We start from the raw sequence: 19734 nt of genomic DNA, 5'->3' as shown, positions 1-19734 counted from the left end.
TATTTCATGACCGGTCCGCGCGCGGCCGAAGGGAGGCTAGACCATGCTTCAGAAAACCAGCCATTTCATGCGGCAGGCCAATCTCATCAACGGCGAATGGGTGCAGGCCGATTCCGGCCAGACCATCGACGTGACCAACCCGGCCAACGGCCTCAAGATCGGTACGGTGCCGAAGGCCGGCGCCACCGAGACCCGCCGCGCCATCGAGGCGGCCCACACCGCTTTCCTCACCTGGCGCAAGACATCGGCGCTTGAGCGCTCGAAGCTCCTGCGCAAGTTGCATGACGCCATCATGGACAACCAGGATGCGCTGGCCGAACTGCTGACCACCGAGCAGGGCAAGTCGCTGTTTGAGGCGCGGGGCGAAGTCGGCTCGTCGGCCGCCTATGTGCTATGGTTCGCCGAGGAGGGCCGCCGTACCTATGGCGATGTCGTGCCGTCGCCATGGGCTGATCGCCGCATCATTGTGACCAAGGAGCCGGTCGGCGTTGTCGCTGCCATCACGCCGTGGAACTTCCCATCCTCCATGCTGGCCCGCAAGCTCGGACCGGCACTGGCCGCCGGCTGCACCGCGGTCGTCAAGCCTGCCACGCAGACGCCTTATTCGGCGCTGGCCTGGGGCGCGCTGGCCGAAGAAGTCGGCTTCCCGAAGGGCGTGGTCAACATCGTGACCGGCGCGGCTGGCGAGATCGGCGACGAACTCTGCTTCAACCCGCTGGTCAAGAAGATCACCTTCACCGGCTCGACCCCGGTCGGCAAGATGCTGATCGAGAAGTCGGCCAAGACGGTCAAGAAGGTGTCGATGGAACTCGGCGGCAATGCGCCGTTCATCGTGTTCGACGATGCCGATCTCGACCGCGCGGTCGATGGCGCGATCACCGCGAAGTTCCGCAACTCCGGCCAGACCTGCGTCTGCACCAACCGCTTCTTCGTGCAGGCCGGCATCTATGACAAGTTCGTCGAGAGGCTGACGGCTGCCACCGCCAAGCTCAAGGTCGGTTCCGGCCTCGAGGAAGGCGTGCAGCAGGGACCGTTGATCGACGAAAAGGCCGCGCTGAAGACCGCCGAGTTCGTGGCTGACGCCAAGGCCAAGGGTGGCAAGGTCGAGACCGGCGGCAAGCCGCACGCACTCGGCGGCTCGTTCTTCGAGCCAACCGTGATCAGCGGTGCCACGCCCGACATGATGTTCATGAAGGAAGAGATTTTCGGCCCGGTTGCGCCTGTCTTCAAGTTCACGACCGAAGAAGAAGCCGTTGCGCTTGCCAACGACACCGAATTCGGCTTGGCCTGCTACTTCTATACCGGCGATCTCGGCCGCGCCTTCCGGGTCATGGAAGGCCTGAAATACGGCATGGTCGGTGTCAACGAGGGCTTGATCACCACGCCGGAAGCGCCGTTCGGTGGCGTAAAGGAATCCGGCCTCGGCAAGGAAGGCGGACATCAGGGCATCGAGGACTACCTCGACACCAAGTATGTCTGCATCGGCGGTCTCGGCCTCTGATTGGCATGCGGATCGGCCGGTGAGGCCGGCCGATCCGCGCTAGCTGCATGAAGGACGGCGAACTCTTCGGAACCACGCAAGCGGGGGAGCCCATCCGCCGCTTTGTCATCCGTGGCGGCGGGCTTTCCGCCAACATCCTCAACTGGGGAGCGGTGATCCAGGACTTGCGCCTCGCTGGCCACGACGCGCCGCTGGTGCTGGGCTTCGACAGTTTCGAGGCCTACCAGGAAGACAATCTCTACTTTGGCGCGGTTGTGGGGCGTTTCGCCAACCGCATCCGCGACGGCCGCTTCACGCTGGCCGGCCAGCGTCATCAGGCCGATCGCAATTTCCTCGGCAAGCACACGCTGCACGGCGGCACAGGCGGTTATGGCGGCCGCGCCTGGGAGGTTTCGCTGCACGGGCGCGACTTCGTTACCCTGAGCCTGCACGATCCGGCAGGCACAATGGGCTTTCCTGGCGCGCTCGATGTGACCTGCACGTATCGACTGAAAATCCCCGGTACGCTCAGCGTCGAGTTTACCGCGACGGCTGACGAGGCCACGGTCTGCAATCTCACCCAGCATTCCTACTTCAATCTTGATGATGGCGGCGCAAGCGACGTGCTTGGTCACCGCGTGATGATCCCGGCTGGAGCTTATCTGCCGGTCGATGCGGAAATGATCCCGACAGGTGTCGTGCAGCCGGTTGACGGGACACCCTTGGATTTCCGCCAGGCCCGCGCGCTGCGCAGCGACGGCGAGCAATTCGTCTACGATCACAATTTCTGCCTGGCTGCGGCGCGTGGGCCGATGCGCCAGGCAGCCTGGGTCCAGGGTGCCGCGTCCGGCGTTGAAATGGAGGTGTGGACGTCAGAGCCCGGCATGCAGCTTTATGGCGGACGTTACATCGAGCAGCCGGCGCCAGGGCTTGGCGGATTGGAGTATCGGCGCTTTTCGGGCCTGTGCCTGGAAACACAGGTCTGGCCCGATGCTCCCAACCGATCCTATTTCCCGCCGGCGACGCTTCTGCCTGGTGAAACCTATCACCACGTGACGGAATATCGCTTCCGCCTGGGGTAGAGCGGCTTATACAAAAGGTCCTGGATATTGACACATCCAGGACGCCTCAAGCGCCGGCGCGGCCCATCCGGCCGCTTGGCTTCGCGCCAACGGGCGCGGCGCGCAGTCGCGCGCTCCAACGGTCATTCAACATGACCTTTGGTATTGTTAGCCGAAAGCCTGCCGCAGCACTTCGAACGGTGCGAGCGCACCACGCACCTGGACCACGGTCGCGGCGACGCTATGCGCGCGACGAGCGGCCTCCGCCGGTGAATGGCCAGCCAGGCGTGCAGCCAGATAGCCACCGTTGAAAGAATCGCCGGCGCCCGTGGTGTCGACCGGCTTGGCGACATGGATGGCGGCAATTTCCTGCCGATCCGTGCCAACCGAAACCAAGGCCGGCAGCTCGCCATTCTTGACGATCACTTCGCGCACCGATCGGCTGATCCGGTCGGCGGTCTCTTCAGGCGTACGGTCGCCATGCAGCATCTGCTCGTCGGGGAAGGTGGGCAATGCGATGTCGCTGACGGCAAGCGCGTCGGCGATCGCGGCCTGAGCCGTGGCACGGTCCGGCCACAGGCGGGGTCGATAGTTGGGATCGAACGCGATCCGGCTCCCGGTTGTCCGCGCGCGCGAAATGGCCGCGAGCAAAGCCTCGCGCGCTCCTGGGGCGAGAATTGCCAAAGTGATTCCGGAAAAATAGACAAGAGACTGATTTTCCAGATTTTTCTCCAGGGCTGCGGGCTCTGAAGCCAATTGGCGTGCAGCCGAATCGGAGCGCCAGTAAGTGAAGGACCGCTCCGCACCTTCGAGCGTGATGGCGTAGAGGCCCGGCCGCGCTCCGGCGATGACGGGGCTGGTGCCGATATCGATGCCGTTTTCCGTGAAAAATTCGATCTGGCGCTCCGAGAAGGGATCGTCGCCAAAGGCGGAGACGTAGGTGGCGGAGCCACCGGTCAGCGCAGCCAGCGCCCACAACGTGTTGAACGTGTCGCCGGCAAAACCCAGCCGCCAATCAGGTCCGTTCTGGCCTGACAGTTCCAGCATGCATTCGCCGATCGCGGCGACACCCTTTGACATCACCTCATCTCCCTGAGCGATCCGCTGTAGCTTTTTGTCGATGCGCGCGCCATGCCTGCTTCAGGCGGTTTGCCAGCGCGCCGCACTTTCCCACAGATGGACGGGATGCTAGGCGCATGTTTCGACGTTTGCAGGCATGAGTGAGGCTTCATTGGCACCGTTCTGGCGTTATCTGGTGGCAGGCATAGGGCTGGTTGCAGTCGCCACGGGTGTTCTTGCGGTGGTCTACATGACCGCGCCCAACACTGCTCCTGCCGCAGCACCGGAAACGGGGCAGACGCGTGGCAGCGAGAAGGGCATGTTCGTTGCGATCTTCATGCCGCAGGATGGGGTGGCGAAGCAGAACGAATTGCAGGACTGGATCCTGACGTTGAAGACCGCTGCGGGCAAGCCCGTGGAGAGTGCGACGATCGAGGTTGCCGGCGGCATGCCACAGCATGCGCATGGCTTGCCGACCAGCCCGAAGATGACGGACTATCTCGGTGAAGGCCGTTACCGGATTTCGGGCGTGAAATTTTCCATGAGCGGCTGGTGGCAGCTGAAGCTGAGCATTTCGGCACCGACCGGATCCGATACGGTGGTGTTCAACATCGTGTTGTGAGCATGAGACGGTTCCGAGCGCAATTCCAGGAAGAGTGTGGAGCGGTTTTCCGCCCGGACTTGCGTAAAAACAAAGTGCTGGAGCGTTTCCGCGTTTCTGTGAAAAGCACAAAAGCCCTGATCGCAACGCTTGTCCTGTTGCTGGTGGCAGTCGTAGCCGGTTGTGGCAGGCCGCAATTCTCGGAAGCGGAGAAAAGGACGATTGCCAGCCTGGCACTGAGCGCGCTGCCGCCGCTGAAGCCGGACACCACGAACCGTTATGCCGACGACCCTGGTGCGGCTGCCTTGGGCGCCACGCTGTTTTTCGATTTTTCCATGAGCCGAAACGGGACGGTTGCCTGTTCCACTTGTCACCAGATCGGCCAGCAGTTCCAGGACGGCCTGCCCCAAGGCATGGGTGTCGGGCGCACGAACAGGCGAACCCAGCCGCTCGCCGGGATCGCCTACAGCCCCTGGCTGTTCTGGGACGGTCGCCGCGACAGCCTGTGGGCACAAGCCCTGGTACCGCTGGAAAATCCGCTTGAACAGGCGGGCAACCGCACGGCCTATGCGCGCTATGTCAAGGCACGGTTTGGTGAGCGCTACGAACGCATCTTCGGGGAACTGCCCGATTTTACCAACATGCCGGCCAATGCCAGTCCGCTTGGATCTGCACCAGACCAGGCCGCCTGGAGCGAAATGAACGACAGGCAGCGCGACGGTATCAACCGGGTGTTTGCCAATATCGGCAAGGCACTGGCTGCGTTCCAGCGCTCGATCAATCCCAAGGAGGCGCGGTTCGACCGTTTTGCCGCGGCGCTTGCGGCGGGGCAGGAGCCGAAGGACGACGCTGTCTTTTCGCCGGAGGAAATCCAGGGGCTGAAATTGTTCATCGGCAAGGCAAGCTGTTCGACCTGCCACAACGGCCCATTGTTCACGGACCATGCCTTCCACAACACCGGCGTGCCGCCGGTGGCGGACCTGCCGCCAGATCGTGGTCGTATTGATGCGGTTGCCCAGGTCGACGCCGATCCGTTCAATTGCCTCGGCAATTATCGCGATGGCGGGCCGGAAGCCTGTGGCGAGTTGAAGTTCATGGTTCGCGACAAGCCGGAATTGATCCGCGCCTACAAGACGCCGTCGCTGCGCGCCGTCGCCGGCCGCCCGCCCTACATGCATGCCGGCCAGTTCGGCTCGCTCGAGGAGGTGGTGACGCACTATGCGAAGGCGCCGCTCAGCATCGAAGGCGTTTCGGAAGTACACCCGCTGCAACTGTCGGAGCGCGAGCGGGCAGCACTGGTGGCATTCCTGAAAACGCTTTCGCCTTGACCCTGCAGCGCCGCCGGAGCGTTTTGCGCAATTCCAGGCGGAAAACCCTGCGCGCTTTTCCTGGGATTACGCTAGCGGTCCTTCACCGTCTCCATCGCCACGAAGGTTGAGGTCTGCGCGACATGTGGCAAGGCCGAGATCCGCTCGCCCAGAACACGCCGGTAGGCAGCGATGTCACGGGTGCGCACCTTGAGCAGGTAGTCGAAGCTGGCGGCCATCATGTGGCATTGTTCGATCTCGGGAACGGTTTGAACGGCGCGGTTGAAGGCATCCAGGGCGCTGGAGCGGGTGTCCGACAGCTTCACCTGCACGAAGGCGACGTGGCCTTCGCCCATGCGCTCCCGATCGATGATGGCGGCATAGCCTTTGATGAAGCCGTCTTTCTCAAGCCTTTTGACGCGCGCCTGCACTGGGGTCTTGGAGAGCCCGACCTTAACCGCCAATTCCGCCATCGACTGCCTGCCACTTCTGGCAAGTGCAGAAAGGATGTTGCGGTCAAGGCGATCCAATTGGTCTTCAGTTATCAATCTAGTGGTCCATTGGGTGGTCATCGGATCAATTCATAGTTCAAATAGACTGCCGTTGCCATCTTTTTGGACCGACGGCTGCGTTGGCTTCATGCTAGTTTTCGCCATCCGGTCCGGTGACCCGTTCGACGGACCCTCGAACCTGCGCTTTCAAAGGACCGCCATGCCCGCGCTCACCACAATCCGCCAGCAGATCCGTGCCAACTATCTTCCAGATGAAGGCGAAGCCGTGAAACGGCTGGCCGCGGCCACCGGACTGTCGGTCGATGAGCGCAAGGCAATCTCCAAGCGTGCTGCCGACCTGGTGCGTGCGGTGCGTGATTCTTCCGACCCACGTCTGATGGAAGTTTTCCTTTCCGCCTATGGTCTCTCGACCAAGGAGGGCGTGGCACTCATGTGTCTGGCGGAAGCGCTGCTGCGCGTCCCGGATGCCGAGACCATGGATGACCTGATCGCCGACAAGATCGCTCCGCATGACTGGTCATCGCATTCCGGCTCATCGTCCTCAATCTTCGTCAACGCCTCGACCTGGGCGTTGATGCTGACCGGCCGTGTGCTGGACGAAGGCGAGGGCGGTATCGAAGGCACGCTGCGCTCGATGGTGCGGCGCCTGGGTGAGCCGGTGATCCGCAAGGCTGTGGCGGCAGCGATGCGCGAAATGGGCGAACAGTTCGTGCTCGGCCGAACCATCGCCGAGGCGGTCAAGCGCGGCAAGTCGATGACGCAGAAGGGGTATCTCTATTCCTTCGACATGCTGGGCGAGGCCGCTCGCACGGAACATGACGCGTTGCGTTATCTGAAGGCCTATGCCGATGCCATCGCCTCGTTGGCTTCCGGCGCCAAGGGCGATGACATCCGCCTGAACCACGGCATCTCGGTGAAGCTCTCTGCGCTGCACCCGCGCTATGAGGTGGCGCAGAAAGAGACCATGCTGCCGGTGATGGCCGACCGACTGCTGTCGCTGGCGCGCGCGGCGCGAAAGGCGCGCATGGGCCTGAACATCGACGCGGAAGAGGCTGATCGGCTTGACCTTTCGCTCGATGTCATCGAACGCGTGCTCGCGGATCCGGAGCTTGCCGACTGGAATGGTTTCGGTGTCGTCGTGCAGGCCTATGGTCCACGCGCTGCCTTCACCATCGACTGGCTGCATGCGCTGGCTACCAAGCTCGACCGCAAGATCATGGTGCGGCTGGTCAAGGGCGCCTACTGGGACACTGAGATCAAGCGCGCACAGACGCTCGGCCTCACCGGCTATCCGGTGTTCACGCGCAAGGTGAACACCGATGTCTCCTATCTCGCCTGCGCGCGCAAGCTGCTCGGCATGACGGACCGCATCTATCCGCAGTTCGCCACGCACAACGCGCATACGGCAGCGGCAATCCTGTCGATGGCGTCGGATCGCGACAGTTTCGAATTCCAGCGCCTGCACGGCATGGGCGAGCAATTGCACGAAGCGATCCGCAAGGCTGAAGGGACACGCTGCCGCATCTACGCGCCCGTCGGCGCCCATTCGGACCTGCTTGCCTATCTTGTGCGGCGCTTGCTGGAAAACGGCGCCAACTCCTCCTTCGTGCACCAGTTGACCGACGAAGACGTCGCACCGGAAGAAATCGCACGCGATCCGCTGGAAGCCGTCGAAACGCTGGAGACGGCTGAAAACCCGAACATCGCAAGACCCGCAGCGATCTTCGGCGCCGGCCGACGCAATGCCAAAGGCTGGGATATCACCGATGTGGTGACACTGGCCGAGATCGAAAAAGCCAAGGCGACTTTTGCCGGCGTCAACCAGTGGACGGCAAAGCCGATCACCCGCGCGGCGGGCTACGGCCAGGAGCGGCCGGTGGTCAATCCGGCACGACCGTCGGAAATCGTGGGTACCGTCGTCGAGGCCGCTGCCAAGCAGGTGCCGACAGCCGTGCGTTTCGCGGTCGAGGCACAGCCGGCCTGGGCGAAACGTCCTGTCGGCGAACGTGCCGCGATCCTCTCCCGTGCTGCCGATCTTTATGAGAAGCATGCTGTCGAATTCTTCGCGCTGGTAACGCGCGAGGCAGGCAAGACACTGGCCGATGGTGTTGCCGAAGTGCGCGAAGCGGTCGACTTCCTGCGCTATTATGCGTCGCAGGCGGCCCAGGCGGAAACCGGCACGCAGGCACGCGGCGCCATAGTCTGCATCTCGCCGTGGAATTTTCCGCTGGCCATCTTCACCGGCCAGATCGCAGCTGCCCTCGTCACGGGCAACGCCGTGATCGCCAAGCCGGCCGAGCAAACGCCGCTGATCGCCTATCGCGCGGTCGAGCTGCTGCGTGAGGCAGGCGTGCCGGAGGACGTGATCCAGCTGTTGCCAGGCGATGGCCCCAATGTCGGCGCGCCGCTGACCGCCGACCCACGCATTGCCGGCGTCTGCTTCACCGGCTCGACGGAAGTGGCCAAGCTGATCGAACGACAGCTGGCTAGGACCGCTGCTCCTGACGCCATGCTGATTGCCGAGACCGGCGGCCTCAACGCCATGATCGTCGATTCCACCGCGCTGCCTGAGCAGGCGATCCGCGATGTGCTGGCCTCTTCCTTCCAGAGTGCCGGCCAGCGTTGTTCGGCCCTGCGTGTGCTCTACGTGCAGAAGGATGTCGAGGCGAAGATGCTGGAGATGCTGAAGGGCGCCATGGATGCGCTCAACATCGGCGATCCCTGGCAGATCTCGACCGATGTCGGCCCGGTCATCGACGATGACGCGCAGAAGTCGATCAAGGACTACAGCGCGAAGATGACGGGCGAGGGGCGTGCGATCGCGCAGCTCGCGGTGCCGGCGGACGGGCGCTTCGTGGCGCCTGCTGTGTTCCGCGTCAAAGGCATCGAGGAGATGGAGCGCGAAGTGTTCGGCCCGGTGCTGCATGTCGCTACGTTCGACGCCAACGAGATCGAGGGCGTCATCGCTGCCATCAACCGCAAAGGCTATGGGCTGACGTTCGGCCTGCACACCCGTATCGACGGTCGCGCGCAGCATTTCGTGGACGGCATCCATGCCGGCAACATCTATGTGAACCGCAACCAGATCGGCGCCGTGGTTGGTTCGCAGCCGTTCGGCGGCGAGGGGCTGTCCGGCACCGGTCCAAAGGCCGGTGGCCCGCACTATCTGCGCCGTTTCCGCAAAGGCCTCGAAGCTGCGACGGTTCAGAGTGAAGGGCGGCCGGTTGCGGTGAGGGAACTTTCCGACAACATGCCCGATCCGGCGCTTGGCGGCTGGTCGACACGGCCGGACCGTATCGCCATCCTGCGCAAGCATCTGCGCGGCAAGGCTGCCGACGCCATCGGCGCAGCCGCCGGGCTCGAATTCGGCCAGGTCGATCTGCCGGGACCGACGGGGGAGGCGAATACGCTGTCGCTGACACCGCGTGGTCGTGTGCTGGTGCTCGGGCCGGATGCCGACACGCTGCTTGCGCAGGCGGTGCAGGCGCTTGCCGCCGGCAACGCCGTCCTGGCGGTTGCCCCAGGCGCACCCGCCGCTCTCTCGGCGCTGACCGGTAAAGGACTGCCGGTTGCGGCTGTCGATGCCCGTATGAGCCCTGGCGCCATCGAAACGCTGCCTGTCGACGTGGTCGCCTTCTCCGGCGTCGCCGAAGACACCCGTATCCTGCGCGAGGCCATCGCAGGACGGGGTGGACCTATCGTGCCGCTGGTGAACGAGGTGATCTATCCCGCAGCCTATGCGCATGAACGGGCGGTCTGCGTCGACACCACCGCCGCGGGTGGCAATGCCAGTTTGCTCGCAGCTGTATGAGGACAAAAGCCCTGAAGATTCAACTGGTCAACGCCTACGACAAGCAGTAGTGCATGGATCGGCTTGTATCTCAAAGCGGTGGGGCTTGGCATGCATTTTTCAATGGCGCGCGGGATATCAATTCTCGGCGTGGCTCTGTTTGTCGCGTGTGGTCCAGCGATTGCAGCGTCGTTGGCGGGCAAGGTCGGCGACAAGCGCTATCCGGTGAATATCCCCTGGGGGTCCATTGGAGGCTGCCAGAAGGGGTATAACGACTATATCGCAGCTGCCGGGCATTCGGCCTATGCATCAACGGTTATGGACCGTACCGCAGAGTACTTCATCTGCGGCGTTGTGCTGAACGCTTCATCGCAGAAGAAGGCGGAGGCTTTGGCGCTTAAATCCTGTCAGTCTTCGGTGAAAAAGTATAAAGTTCAGCTTGCTGGCTCCTGCAGTATCGCCGCTTCCAAGTAGCTGCGGCGCGCCGGTTCTTGCGACTTTTGCTTCAAGGAACCCAAGTACGGGTTGATCAGCGAGCGCGTCTTTCCGGATGAAGATCGCAGACATCACCAAGTTGACAGTCGATGCCATCGTCGATGCCGCCAATACGTCGTTGCTTGGCAGTGGCGGTGCCAGACGACCTGCTGCATCGTGCTATCGCAGGTGGCAAACGGTTGCCGGACAATCGATTTCCCGCGATCTCGACCGGCTTATGTCGCTACCCCAGAGATAGCTGTCGGCACTGCAGCTGATTTTTCTTCGGCAAGATGTGCCGCTGGCGGAAATCGTCTTCGCCTGTTTTGACGAGGATACGGCGGCGCTCTATCGTGCCGCCGTCGCTGCTTTGCAGCTAGGCTGATCAAGCGCCTTCGACGACTGAAAAGCCTTCGAATTGCGGGTGGCCGAGATAGTGGACCTTGCTGCTGCCGGCATTCTTGTGCGCGGCACGGAAGTTCTCCGACTTCGTCCAGGCGACGAAGTCTTCATGGCTTGCCCAGATCGTATGCGACGCGAACAGCGTGTAGCCCTCGGTCTCGTTGACCGGACCGCGCAGCAGATGGAATTCCTTGAAGCCGGCCATTTCCGACAACGAGGAATCGCGGTTCTTCCAGACGTCCTCGAAGGCTTCCTCCGAGCCGTTCTGCACCTTGAAGCGGTTCATGGCGATATACATGGATGTTTCCTTTCGCGATTGAGGGTGAAACGAGGCTGAGGTCAGAATGGTCCGACCTCGATAGGGACCAGCCAGAATTTGCGGCCGGTCTCGGGCGGGATAGGCGGAAAGGGGGCAGTGCCTTTCACCATTGCAACGGCGAACTTGTCGAGCGTTTGCGAGCCAGAACTCCGGTCCAGTTTAACGTCGGTGACACTGCCGTCCGCATTGATGACAAAGCTCACCCAGGCGTTGTGCGTGGCTTCCGCCCGTGTGGCCCTGGAAATCTGCCGGTTGGCGCGAGCAAGTTTGCGTTGGATCAGTGCTTCATATCCTGACGCGATTGCGTTGCCTGTCGCCGGCTGCTGGCGTTGTTTTCCGGAAGCTGTTGCCTTGCCGTCTTCGCGGCCATCACTTGCGCCGCGCATCGCGTCCGACTGGGCTTGGCCGTTTGCACCCTGTGCGGGTCTTGGCTGCTGCGGATTTTGTGCTGCGCTTTGCTGCTGCGTGAGTTCTCGCTCTGCTTCGCTCGGTTCCGGCATCACCGGCCGCAATATTTCCAACGTCGCCTTCGGCGCAGCCTCCTGAAGAGCAACAGCATCCTTTTCAGCCTGCGTCCGCCGGTCGTGGAGAACTTCGGGAGCAGGGGTAGCCGGTTCCGGCTCTGCCTGTTCCTTCGGCTGTTGCCCGGCTTCCTTGGGAACTGGCTTGGCAGGTGGTTCCGACTTCAATTGCGGCTGGGGTTCACTGGGAGGCCGCAATTCGCTTTCGGGAACGACAGTGACGTCGGTGACATCCGGTTGCTGCCGGCTGCCGGAAGTCGAGGCCGTTTCGCTGTTGCCGATCCGGGCCGGGTCCTCCCCGTCACCACCTTGCATCGACTGTTCAGAGAGCGGACGTGGCGGCAGGATGCTTTCTGGCGCCAGGATCAGCATGGCCGCGACCGCCGTGTGAAAGAGAAGCGAGGCGGCGAAGGCAAGCGACCATTTTCGTTTCGAGCCGGTGGCTTCGTTCGCATGATCTGGCTCGGCTGGCGCTGGCTGGACGTCTGCATCGGCGTTTTCGTCAAGCCTGTCGGCTTCTGGTGTATCCGGCTGCAGAACGCCGTTGGGAATGGCGATCTGCGGATCTTCGGGCTGCAAAGCCTCCGGACCGGCAAACGGCTGGAACGATACGCTGTTCGGAGAAGCCGGTTGCGGGTCCAAGGCACGAGTTCCTGTTCATGACGGAAACTCAGACCCCGAAGGTGATGCCCGCCTTGCTGCTGGTCTTGAGATCGCGCATGCAGGCGGTGGGCTCGACGCCTTGACCGACGCATTCCGTAGCGCTGTTGACCAGCACGCGGCTGATCTTCGAGCAAGTCGTACCCGAAAGATCGAAACGCGTCACCTTCGTCTTGCCGGCTGAGAGTTCTTTGAAGTCGAGCACGGTCATGCGGTCGACCACGCCGGCTTCGTTGAACAGCGCGATCTCGAAGGCGGCCTTGGTGAGATCGGCGCTGAGGTTGTTGGCCACCACGAAGGTCAGGCGGCAGCCCTTGTCGGAAGGCTGCGCGCCATTCAGCTCCAGGGAAAGCGAAGCCGCCTGCTGGGCAAATGCGGGGCCTGCGCCGGCAGGGAAGACGGCGAGGGCGGCAAACAAAGCAAACGACTTCGCTTTCATGGTCAACCTCCGAAGCGCATCGTTGCGCCAACTTTGAAAGTCACGCCCGGCTCATAGATCGTCGAGGTCGTCGTGGCGTTGAGCGGGTTGGCGTATTTGACGTCGAAGATGTTGTCGACGCGGAAGTCGACCTTGAGGTTGTCGTTGGCCTTGTAGGAGGCGAAGGCGTTGACCAGCGTGTAGTCACGCGCGGCGGCATTCCCTTCCGGTTTGCCGTTGTATTGGACCTCGCCACCGATGGTCAGCCTGTCCTCGAAGAAGCGGAACCCGAGCTGCGCGGCCACCTGCGCCGATGGCACCGTGGTCAAATCGGCACGCACGCCCTTGTAGGAGACAGTGTGGCCATTGATGACCGAGGCGGAAAGACCGGCGAAACCCCAGGCTGCGTCATAGACGCTTTCGAACTCGAAGCCGTTGATCTTGGCCTTGGCAAAGTTCTGATACTGATAGCAGATCGGGATCATGCCACCGCGCCGACAGCCACTGGTCGGGTCGAAGGCCGACAGCTGCACGCCGGAAATGTAGTCCGTGACGTCGTTGTTGAAATAGGCAGCCTTGATGCGCAGGGCGTCGTCCGGCTGGAAGACACCGTCTGTGGTGTAGTTCAGGCCGGCTTCCCAGGTCTTTCCGGTCTCAGGCTTCAGCTTCGGATTTGGCAGGAACGGGAAGGAGACACCGGCCGGATGCAGGCCGCTGATGAAGGTCTCGGTGAGCGATGGCGAACGGTAGCCCTCGGCATAGGTCGTGTAGAGTTGCAAGCCACTCAGGCCCGGCGCTTCGAAGGGCGACACGCCGACCGTGATGCGCGGCGATACGCGATCGCCCGAGGTTTCCGAACTGGTGCCTTTCAGGCTGTAGCTGTCGTAGCGCAGGCCGGCGATCACCTCGAGCCACTCCCAGGTCAGCTTGTCCTGGATGTGCGCGCCGCCGATATTGCGCTTGCCGCCCGGCGTGTAGAAGGCGTCGCCCGCCGCTAGACCCGTGGTCTTGACGTCGTCAGCGACCCAGTCGCCGCCATAGGTCAGTTCGTGATTGATGCCGGAGGTCTCGAAGCGTGAGGTGTTCCAGACGTCGATGCCGAAGGTGCCGATATCATAAGTGGTCTTGGAGCCCGCCGGCAGCGTCGTCGGCCGGCCGGTGATCGGATCGAAACGCCCGCCGAGCGGGATCAGGCTGGTCTGGTCGAGCTTGGCCTTGTTGTAGGAAAGGTTGACGTTGAGATCGAGCCAGCTCTTGTCTTCATCGGTCAGGTTGTACCGGCCGGTGAAGGTGTTCTGCTTCATATCGAGATCGTAGGCCGGTTTGCCGCCGCTGATCTCGTTCCAGCTCTCGCTGTTGCCGATCCAGCCGAGTTTCAATGTCGAGTTCTCGGTCGGGCGGATCGTGCTCTTCAGCATGCCGCTCAACACGTCGAAGCCGCTGCCGCCAACCTTGTTTCCGCCGCCGTCCTTGTAGTCGCTGTAGTCGCGGTAGACGATGTTGCCGAGCACGTCGAAATTGTCGTTGAACTTGTATGCGCCGGTCGCGCTGGTTGTCCAACCCTTGCCGTTGCTCTCATAGCGGCCGGACAGCGATGTCGCCCAGGTTTCGCCGGGCTTCAGAAAATCCTCGGCGTCCTTGGTGTCGAACATGACGACGCCGCCGATGGCGCCGGAACCATAGGTATTGGCAACCGGGCCGCGGATGACATCGACCGACTTGATAAGTTCAGGGTCGATGTAGAAGGTCGACTGCGTGCCGTGGTCGGAGCGCTGGAAGTTCTGACGGGCGCCATCGACGATGACAGCCACGCGGCCGAAATCCTGCAGGCCGCGGATGTTGATGGAGGAAGCGGTGCGGCGGGCGTCCGCCTGCACGGTGACGCCCGGCACGCCGCGCAGCAACTCGTTGGGTGTCGCCGCCATGCGACGCTCGATCTGTTCCTGATCGACATGGCTGACCGAGGCCAGCGCCTTGATGGCGCTCTCGCCGGTGCGGCTGATCAGCATGATCTTGTCGAGCAGGGTGCTGCCTTGAGTGTTCGGCTTGGCGGTCTCGGCGGACTGGCCGTTCTGCGCCGTAGCTACTGGTTTGGCTGTCTCCTGGGCCAGCGATGTGCCGGACAGCAGTGCCGTAACAGCCACACCGGCAGTCAATACCGCCAGCCTTCTGGCTGTGGCGCCGCTCGCGCCATAAAAATTCCCGGCCTGTCCAGACCGCTCAGTCGTCCCCACGCCCATCTCCAACTCCTGTCTGCACGCTGGCTCGCTTAGGCTGGCTCGCTTTTTTTTATCCCGGCAGACGTGTTAAATGTTGACTCATCTGGTCCGGTATTGCACTGACTATAAAACCTGAGTATTCAAGTCAACAAATGAATCGAGCTTTTGCAGGAAGCCGGACGTGTGCCGGCGAGATCAGGAGTGGACCAAAATGAACACGCACAACCCTGACGACTTCCGTTTTCGCTACCGTCGGCCAGAAGCGCAGACGCCGTTGCGCGTCGAGCGGATGCCGTTGTCGGTTCGCACGCTCACCAGCAACTCGCTTTTCCAGGGCGAACACGAGATCGGCATCGAGCATCACGGCGCTCTCTACCGGCTCAAGATCACCCGGCAAGGCAAGCTCATCCTCAACAAGTAAGGCACCAAGGGTAGGGACGGAAATGGACCAGCGCGTAAAGCCAGCCCCGCACGAAATTCGGCGGACGCGAGCGGAAAACCCCAAAATGCGCGAGCGCGATCTCGCTGCACAGCTCGGCATTTCGGAAGCCGAACTGGTGGCTGCGCATTGCGGCGAAGGGGTGACGCGCGTCGAGCCTCGCGTCAATGACCTGTTGACTGGCCTGGAGCCAGTCGGCGAGGTGATGGCGCTGACCCGCAACGAAAGCGCGGTCCATGAGAAGATCGGCGTCTACGACAAGGTCGTCACCGGCGAGCATACGGCGATGGCGCTCGGTGAAAACATCGACCTTCGCATTTTCCCGAAGGTCTGGGCGCATGGCTTTGCTGTGGAAAAGCGCGACGGCGACGAGATCCGCCGCAGCCTGCAGTTCTTCGATGCGGCAGGCGAGGCCGTGCACAAGGTTCATCTGCGACCTGCCTCCAACCTCTACGCCTATCAGAAGCTGGTCGACCAGCTTGTGTCGCCAAACCAGGAGCCGACGGTCGCCCTCGGTACCGTCGCCGAAGACGACGTCCCGGGTGAAACGACGCCGCAGACGGTCGATGACCTGCGCGAGCGCTGGAGCAAGCTGACCGATACGCATCAGTTCTTCGGCATGCTGCGCACGCTGAAACTCAGCCGCCAGCAGGCCGTGCGGATGATCGGTCAAGACTATGCCTGGAAACTCGACCCGTCCGCCGTGATGGCGATGTTCCAGGGTGCTTCCGCGAGCGGCCAGCCGATCATGTGTTTCGTCGGCAACCGCGGCTGCATCCAGATCCACTCGGGTCCGGTCAAATCGATTTCGCCGATGGGCCCATGGATCAACGTGTTCGACGAGACCTTCCACCTGCATCTGCGGGCCGATCACATCGCCGAAGCCTGGACCGTGCGCAAACCGACCAAGGACGGCCACGTCACGTCGCTGGAGGCCTATGACGCCGATGGCAAGATGATCATCCAGTTCTTCGGCAAGCGCCACGAAGGCGAAGGCGAGCGCGCCGACTGGCGTTCGCTGGCGGAAAGTCTGCCACGCCTGGCAGAGCAGAGCGCCGCGTGATGCGTGCCGTCATGAAGAAGCTGGCGCGGGGAGCCGTTTTCGGCACCGTGCTGGCGGTCATGCCATTGGCTGCCGCTCAGGCAAGCGAAAACGGCGCCGTGTTCTCCGACACCAAACGCGTCGTGGCGGTGGGCGGAGCCGTCACCGAGATCGTTTATGCGCTCGGTGAAGAAGGCAAGCTTGTTGCCCGTGATTCCACCAGCGTCTATCCGGAGGAGGCACTCAAGCTGCCGGATGTCGGCTATATGCGTGCGCTGTCGCCGGAAGGCGTGCTGTCGGTAAACCCGACCGGAATCCTCGCGCTCAAGGGCAGCGGTCCGAAGGACGCGGTCGATGTCCTGAAGAAGAGCAGCGTGCCTTTCATCGAGGTGCCGGAAACTTACGATCATGCCGGCGTGCTGGAAAAAATCCGTGTCGTCGGCAAGGCACTGGGTGCCGAAGCCAAAGCGGAGAAACTGGCAGCCGAGCTCGACACCAAGCTGAAAGCCGCGGAGAAGCAGACTGCGGACGTCAAGGACCGCAAGCGCGTGCTGTTCATCCTGTCGATGCAGAACGGCAAGATCCTGGCAGCCGGTTCCAACACCGCGGCCGACGGCATCATCAAGATGGCCGGCGGCATCAACGTCGCGGCCGAAGTGCCTGGCTACAAACAGCTCGCCGATGAGGCCGTCGTCACCGCTGCACCGGATGTCATCCTCATGATGTCCCATGCCGGTCCGCCGGTTCCCGACGAAGCTCTGTTTTCCAATGCGGCGATCGCAGAGACACCGGCCGGCAAGCAGAAGAAGGTGATCCGCATGAACGGGGCCTATCTTCTCGGCTTCGGTCCGCGCACCGCCTATGCAATCCACGATCTCGCCGCAGCTTTCTACGGCAACAAGATCGCCGATTGAGCGGCACGTGCCATGGTTGATCATTCCATTGCCGGTCCGTCCGGCCTGATGGCGCGCAAGGCGGCCGGCGATCGCTCGGCGCGTGCGCGCCTTGCCATCGTTCTGCTGGCGGCGCTGCTCGTGGCTGTCGCGCTGTTCAGCCTCACTGCTGGCGCATCCGATGCGTCGGCCGTCGATGCCCTGCGCGACTGGTTTTCCGGCCCGGACGTTGCCGATCGCGTGCTGAGTGCCCGCGACCGCATCATCATCTACGATATCCGCCTGCCGCGCGTCGTGCTTGGCGCGCTGATCGGAGCGGCCCTGGCGGTTTCCGGTGCCGTCATGCAGGGGCTGTTCCGCAACCCGCTGGCCGATCCCGGCATCGTCGGCGTCTCGGCGGGTGCGGGGCTTGGGGCAGTTTCGGTCATCGTGCTGGGTGGTACGGCGCTTGCGCCCTTCACCACGTTGCTGGGTTCGATGGCGCTGCCGCTTGCGGCCTTCATTGGTGGCCTGGTCACGACGCTGATCCTGTATCAGGTGGCGACCCGCCAGGGGCGAACTTCGGTTGCGACCATGCTTTTGGCCGGCATCGCGCTGTCGGCGCTGGCCATGGCGCTGACCGGCGTGCTCATCTACCTTGCCGACGACCGCCAGTTGCGCGATCTGACTTTCTGGCAGCTCGGTTCTCTGGCTGGCGCGACATGGACCAAGATCGGTACCGCCGGCCCGATCATGCTCATCGCGCTGGTGGCGATGCCGTTTTTCGCGCGTGGGCTCAATGCGCTGTCGCTCGGCGAAGCAACGGCGAACCACCTCGGCATCCAGGTGCAGAAGCTGAAATATGTCGCCATTGCCGGCGTTGCGGCGGCGGTTGGCGCCTCGGTCGCCGTGAGCGGAGGCATCGGCTTCGTCGGCATCGTGGTGCCGCATCTGCTGCGCCTCACCATCGGCCCCGACAACCGTTACCTGCTGCCGGCGTCGGCACTGCTCGGCGCCACGCTGCTCATCCTGGCGGACACGGTGTCGCGCACCATCGTTGCACCGGCGGAACTGCCGATCGGTATCATCACCGCTACCGTCGGCGGCCCGTTCTTCCTGTGGATCCTGCTGCGCAAGCGCGGGGTCATCGACCTGTGAGTGCCCCATGATCGAAGCCCGTGATGTTTCAGTGAAACTGGCCGGAAAGCGCATCGTTTCCGGCATCGATTTCGAAGCGCGCCCGGGCGAGATCGCTGCCATTGTCGGGCCGAACGGTTCCGGCAAGACGACCTTCCTCAAGGCGTTGTCGGGAGATCTCGGCTATGACGGATCGATCATCATCAATGGCCGCGACGTGTCAGCGATGCGCCCGGTGGAAGCCGCGGGAATGCGCGCGGTGCTGCCTCAGGCAACATCGCTCGCCTTTCCGTTCACGGTGCACGAGATCGTCCGGCTTGGCCTGATCGGCGGACGATCCGGTGCACTGGCCGGCGAAAACGAACGTTTGCCCGAGCGGGCGCTGGCCAAGGTCGACCTGGACGGCTTTGCCGGACGCTACTATCAGGAACTATCCGGCGGCGAGCAGCAGCGCGTGCAACTGGCTCGTGTGCTGTGCCAGGTGTGGGCGCCGGTGCTGGACGGCCGGCCACGGTATCTGTTCCTTGACGAGCCGGTGTCCAGCCTGGACGTCAAGCATCAGCTCATCATCATGGAGATCGCGCGCGATTTCGCGAAACGGGGCGGTGGTGTCGTCACCATCCTGCACGACCTCAACCTGACGGCCATGTATGCCGACCGCATCTTCGTCATGCATCGCGGTTCGCTGGCCGCTGCAGGGACGCCGTCCGCGGTGCTCAGCGACAGCCTGATCGAGAAAGTATTCGATTGCCGCATGCGCGTCGGAGTTTTGCCGAGCGGCGACGTGCCGTTCGTTCTGCCGCAATCCGTTACGATGTAGGCCGGTGCAGGATGCAATCGTCGTAGATCAGCATCCCTCCGATCAGGCAGCCGACGCGGGAGCGCGACGTTCCAGCAGATCAATGCCGAGCAGCGAACGAACGTTCGGGCGCGCCGCGACCAGATCCGCGATCGTGTAGCGGCCGAGCACTTCAAAGAAGGCGTTGAGGGCTTCGCGCAGCGCGGAATTCAGTGCGCAGCTGTCGATCAACGGGCAGTCGGCATCGGCCTCGAAGCATTCCGCCATGGCGAAATTCTCCTCGGTGATACGCACGACATCGAACAGGGTGATCTCGGCTGCGGGCTTGCCCAGCCTGACGCCACCATTGCGGCCGCGCACAGTCTCTACCAGACCATGTTCGACCAGTGGCTGCAGGATCTTGAACAGGAACAGTTCCGACACCGTATAGGCGGCGGCGATTTCGGGGATGCGGCTGAGGCGGTCATCATTGGCCGCACAATACATCAGGATCCGCATGGCATAGTTGGTTTGACGCGTGAGCCGCATGGTCGCTCCTTCGCAAAGCACGTGTTAGGGCGAATATGGCGCATAGTCTGGAATAATTCTAGACTGGACTTCAATATATATATGAATTTTTTCG

Annotated in this window: 18 protein-coding genes; 11 read left to right on the top strand and 7 right to left on the bottom strand. The window is 62.6% G+C overall.

From position 1 onward, the window contains the following. Nucleotides 1-43 precede the first annotated feature (43 nt). Nucleotides 44-1501 (top strand): NAD-dependent succinate-semialdehyde dehydrogenase, encoded by a 1458-nt coding sequence (locus AC3WTO_RS10080; RefSeq protein WP_492460562.1) that lies wholly within the window; start codon nt 44-46, stop codon nt 1499-1501. A gap of 47 nt (nt 1502-1548) precedes the next feature. After that, a complete protein-coding gene (locus tag AC3WTO_RS10075) occupies nt 1549-2562 on the top strand; it encodes an aldose epimerase family protein (protein ID WP_492460561.1) in 1014 nt (337 codons plus the stop codon). A gap of 147 nt (nt 2563-2709) precedes the next feature. On the opposite strand, the gene AC3WTO_RS10070 is transcribed toward AC3WTO_RS10075, so the two are convergent. Next, nucleotides 2710-3624: a sugar kinase gene (locus AC3WTO_RS10070; RefSeq protein WP_492460560.1), complete on the bottom strand. Its 915-nt coding sequence runs from the start codon at nt 3622-3624 to the stop codon at nt 2710-2712. A 133-nt stretch (nt 3625-3757) separates the two neighbouring features. Between AC3WTO_RS10070 and AC3WTO_RS10065 the strand changes: the two genes are divergently transcribed. Together AC3WTO_RS10065 and AC3WTO_RS10060 are read left to right on the top strand one after the other, a co-directional pair. Further along, nucleotides 3758-4222: a FixH family protein gene (locus AC3WTO_RS10065; RefSeq protein WP_492460559.1), complete on the top strand. Its 465-nt coding sequence runs from the start codon at nt 3758-3760 to the stop codon at nt 4220-4222. A 98-nt stretch (nt 4223-4320) separates the two neighbouring features. Beyond that, nucleotides 4321-5529, top strand: coding sequence for a cytochrome-c peroxidase (locus tag AC3WTO_RS10060; protein ID WP_492460558.1), 1209 nt, complete (start codon nt 4321-4323; stop codon nt 5527-5529). Between the two features lie 71 nt (nt 5530-5600). Here AC3WTO_RS10060 and AC3WTO_RS10055 read toward each other — a convergent pair whose 3' ends face one another. Then, nucleotides 5601-6080 carry an Lrp/AsnC family transcriptional regulator gene (locus AC3WTO_RS10055; RefSeq protein ID WP_492460557.1) on the bottom strand — a complete coding sequence of 160 codons (480 nt, stop codon included), beginning with the start codon at nt 6078-6080 and terminating at the stop codon, nt 5601-5603. Nucleotides 6081-6219: 139 nt separating this feature from the next. Between AC3WTO_RS10055 and putA the strand changes: the two genes are divergently transcribed. Next, nucleotides 6220-9831 carry a bifunctional proline dehydrogenase/L-glutamate gamma-semialdehyde dehydrogenase PutA gene (gene putA, locus AC3WTO_RS10050; RefSeq protein WP_492460556.1) on the top strand — a complete coding sequence of 1204 codons (3612 nt, stop codon included), beginning with the start codon at nt 6220-6222 and terminating at the stop codon, nt 9829-9831. 63 nt (nt 9832-9894) lie between these two features. Then, nucleotides 9895-10284, top strand: a complete 390-nt coding sequence (locus AC3WTO_RS10045) for a hypothetical protein (protein WP_492460555.1) — start codon at nt 9895-9897, stop codon at nt 10282-10284. 385 nt (nt 10285-10669) lie between these two features. Here the strand turns inward: AC3WTO_RS10045 and hmuQ are convergent, their stop codons facing one another. The 4 genes from hmuQ to AC3WTO_RS10025 are packed head-to-tail and all read right to left on the bottom strand — an operon-like array spanning nt 10670 to nt 14844. Continuing rightward, nucleotides 10670-10984, bottom strand: a complete 315-nt coding sequence (hmuQ, locus tag AC3WTO_RS10040; RefSeq protein ID WP_492460554.1) for a heme-degrading protein HmuQ — start codon at nt 10982-10984, stop codon at nt 10670-10672. 41 nt (nt 10985-11025) lie between these two features. Further along, nucleotides 11026-12168, bottom strand: a complete 1143-nt coding sequence (locus tag AC3WTO_RS10035) for an energy transducer TonB family protein (RefSeq protein ID WP_492460553.1) — start codon at nt 12166-12168, stop codon at nt 11026-11028. A gap of 28 nt (nt 12169-12196) precedes the next feature. Next, nucleotides 12197-12625, bottom strand: coding sequence for a hypothetical protein (locus AC3WTO_RS10030; RefSeq protein ID WP_492460552.1), 429 nt, complete (start codon nt 12623-12625; stop codon nt 12197-12199). Nucleotides 12626-12627: 2 nt separating this feature from the next. After that, on the bottom strand, nt 12628-14844 hold the full coding sequence (locus AC3WTO_RS10025) for a TonB-dependent hemoglobin/transferrin/lactoferrin family receptor (RefSeq protein WP_492460551.1): 2217 nt from the start codon (nt 14842-14844) through the stop codon (nt 12628-12630). Nucleotides 14845-15034: 190 nt separating this feature from the next. Here AC3WTO_RS10025 and hemP point away from each other — a divergent pair, with 190 nt between their 5' ends. From hemP to AC3WTO_RS10000, 5 genes are read left to right on the top strand one after another with little or no spacing between them, the layout of a single operon-like run. Beyond that, nucleotides 15035-15244, top strand: coding sequence for a hemin uptake protein HemP (gene hemP, locus AC3WTO_RS10020; RefSeq protein ID WP_492460550.1), 210 nt, complete (start codon nt 15035-15037; stop codon nt 15242-15244). 22 nt (nt 15245-15266) lie between these two features. Further along, nucleotides 15267-16325: a hemin-degrading factor gene (locus tag AC3WTO_RS10015; RefSeq protein ID WP_492460549.1), complete on the top strand. Its 1059-nt coding sequence runs from the start codon at nt 15267-15269 to the stop codon at nt 16323-16325. Further along, nucleotides 16325-17218 carry a heme/hemin ABC transporter substrate-binding protein gene (locus tag AC3WTO_RS10010; protein ID WP_492460855.1) on the top strand — a complete coding sequence of 298 codons (894 nt, stop codon included), beginning with the start codon at nt 16325-16327 and terminating at the stop codon, nt 17216-17218. Before AC3WTO_RS10015 ends, AC3WTO_RS10010 begins: the two co-directional genes overlap by 1 nt. 12 nt (nt 17219-17230) lie before the next feature. Beyond that, the gene (locus AC3WTO_RS10005; protein WP_492460548.1) at nt 17231-18334 is read left to right on the top strand and encodes a FecCD family ABC transporter permease; all 1104 of its coding nucleotides are present in this window, start codon (nt 17231-17233) and stop codon (nt 18332-18334) included. Nucleotides 18335-18341: 7 nt separating this feature from the next. Next, complete coding sequence (locus AC3WTO_RS10000; protein WP_492460547.1) at nt 18342-19133, top strand: heme ABC transporter ATP-binding protein; 792 nt, start codon at nt 18342-18344, stop codon at nt 19131-19133. A 42-nt stretch (nt 19134-19175) separates the two neighbouring features. Here the strand turns inward: AC3WTO_RS10000 and rirA are convergent, their stop codons facing one another. After that, nucleotides 19176-19640, bottom strand: a complete 465-nt coding sequence (gene rirA, locus AC3WTO_RS09995; RefSeq protein ID WP_492460546.1) for an iron-responsive transcriptional regulator RirA — start codon at nt 19638-19640, stop codon at nt 19176-19178. Nucleotides 19641-19734: the final 94 nt, after the last annotated feature.

It is taken from the genome of Mesorhizobium sp. EU05-FHT14A09 (assembly GCF_058790995.1).
The sequence above is the reverse complement of the archived record's forward strand: the minus strand, read 5'-3'. Positions and strand labels throughout refer to the sequence as shown.

Excerpts from the sequence above, each read along its gene's own strand:
- AC3WTO_RS10080 (WP_492460562.1), top strand. The coding sequence starts at position 44 with ATGCTTCAGAAAACCAGCCATTTCATGCGGCAGGCCAATCTCATCAAC.
- AC3WTO_RS10075 (WP_492460561.1), top strand. The coding sequence starts at position 1,549 with ATGAAGGACGGCGAACTCTTCGGAACCACGCAAGCGGGGGAGCCCATC.
- AC3WTO_RS10065 (WP_492460559.1), top strand. The coding sequence starts at position 3,758 with ATGAGTGAGGCTTCATTGGCACCGTTCTGGCGTTATCTGGTGGCAGGC.
- AC3WTO_RS10055 (WP_492460557.1), bottom strand. The coding sequence starts at position 6,080 with ATGACCACCCAATGGACCACTAGATTGATAACTGAAGACCAATTGGAT.
- putA (WP_492460556.1), top strand. The coding sequence starts at position 6,220 with ATGCCCGCGCTCACCACAATCCGCCAGCAGATCCGTGCCAACTATCTT.
- hmuQ (WP_492460554.1), bottom strand. The coding sequence starts at position 10,984 with ATGTATATCGCCATGAACCGCTTCAAGGTGCAGAACGGCTCGGAGGAA.
- AC3WTO_RS10030 (WP_492460552.1), bottom strand. The coding sequence starts at position 12,625 with ATGAAAGCGAAGTCGTTTGCTTTGTTTGCCGCCCTCGCCGTCTTCCCT.
- AC3WTO_RS10025 (WP_492460551.1), bottom strand. The coding sequence starts at position 14,844 with ATGGGCGTGGGGACGACTGAGCGGTCTGGACAGGCCGGGAATTTTTAT.
- hemP (WP_492460550.1), top strand. The coding sequence starts at position 15,035 with ATGAACACGCACAACCCTGACGACTTCCGTTTTCGCTACCGTCGGCCA.
- AC3WTO_RS10015 (WP_492460549.1), top strand. The coding sequence starts at position 15,267 with ATGGACCAGCGCGTAAAGCCAGCCCCGCACGAAATTCGGCGGACGCGA.
- AC3WTO_RS10010 (WP_492460855.1), top strand. The coding sequence starts at position 16,325 with ATGCGTGCCGTCATGAAGAAGCTGGCGCGGGGAGCCGTTTTCGGCACC.
- AC3WTO_RS10005 (WP_492460548.1), top strand. The coding sequence starts at position 17,231 with ATGGTTGATCATTCCATTGCCGGTCCGTCCGGCCTGATGGCGCGCAAG.
- AC3WTO_RS10000 (WP_492460547.1), top strand. The coding sequence starts at position 18,342 with ATGATCGAAGCCCGTGATGTTTCAGTGAAACTGGCCGGAAAGCGCATC.
- rirA (WP_492460546.1), bottom strand. The coding sequence starts at position 19,640 with ATGCGGCTCACGCGTCAAACCAACTATGCCATGCGGATCCTGATGTAT.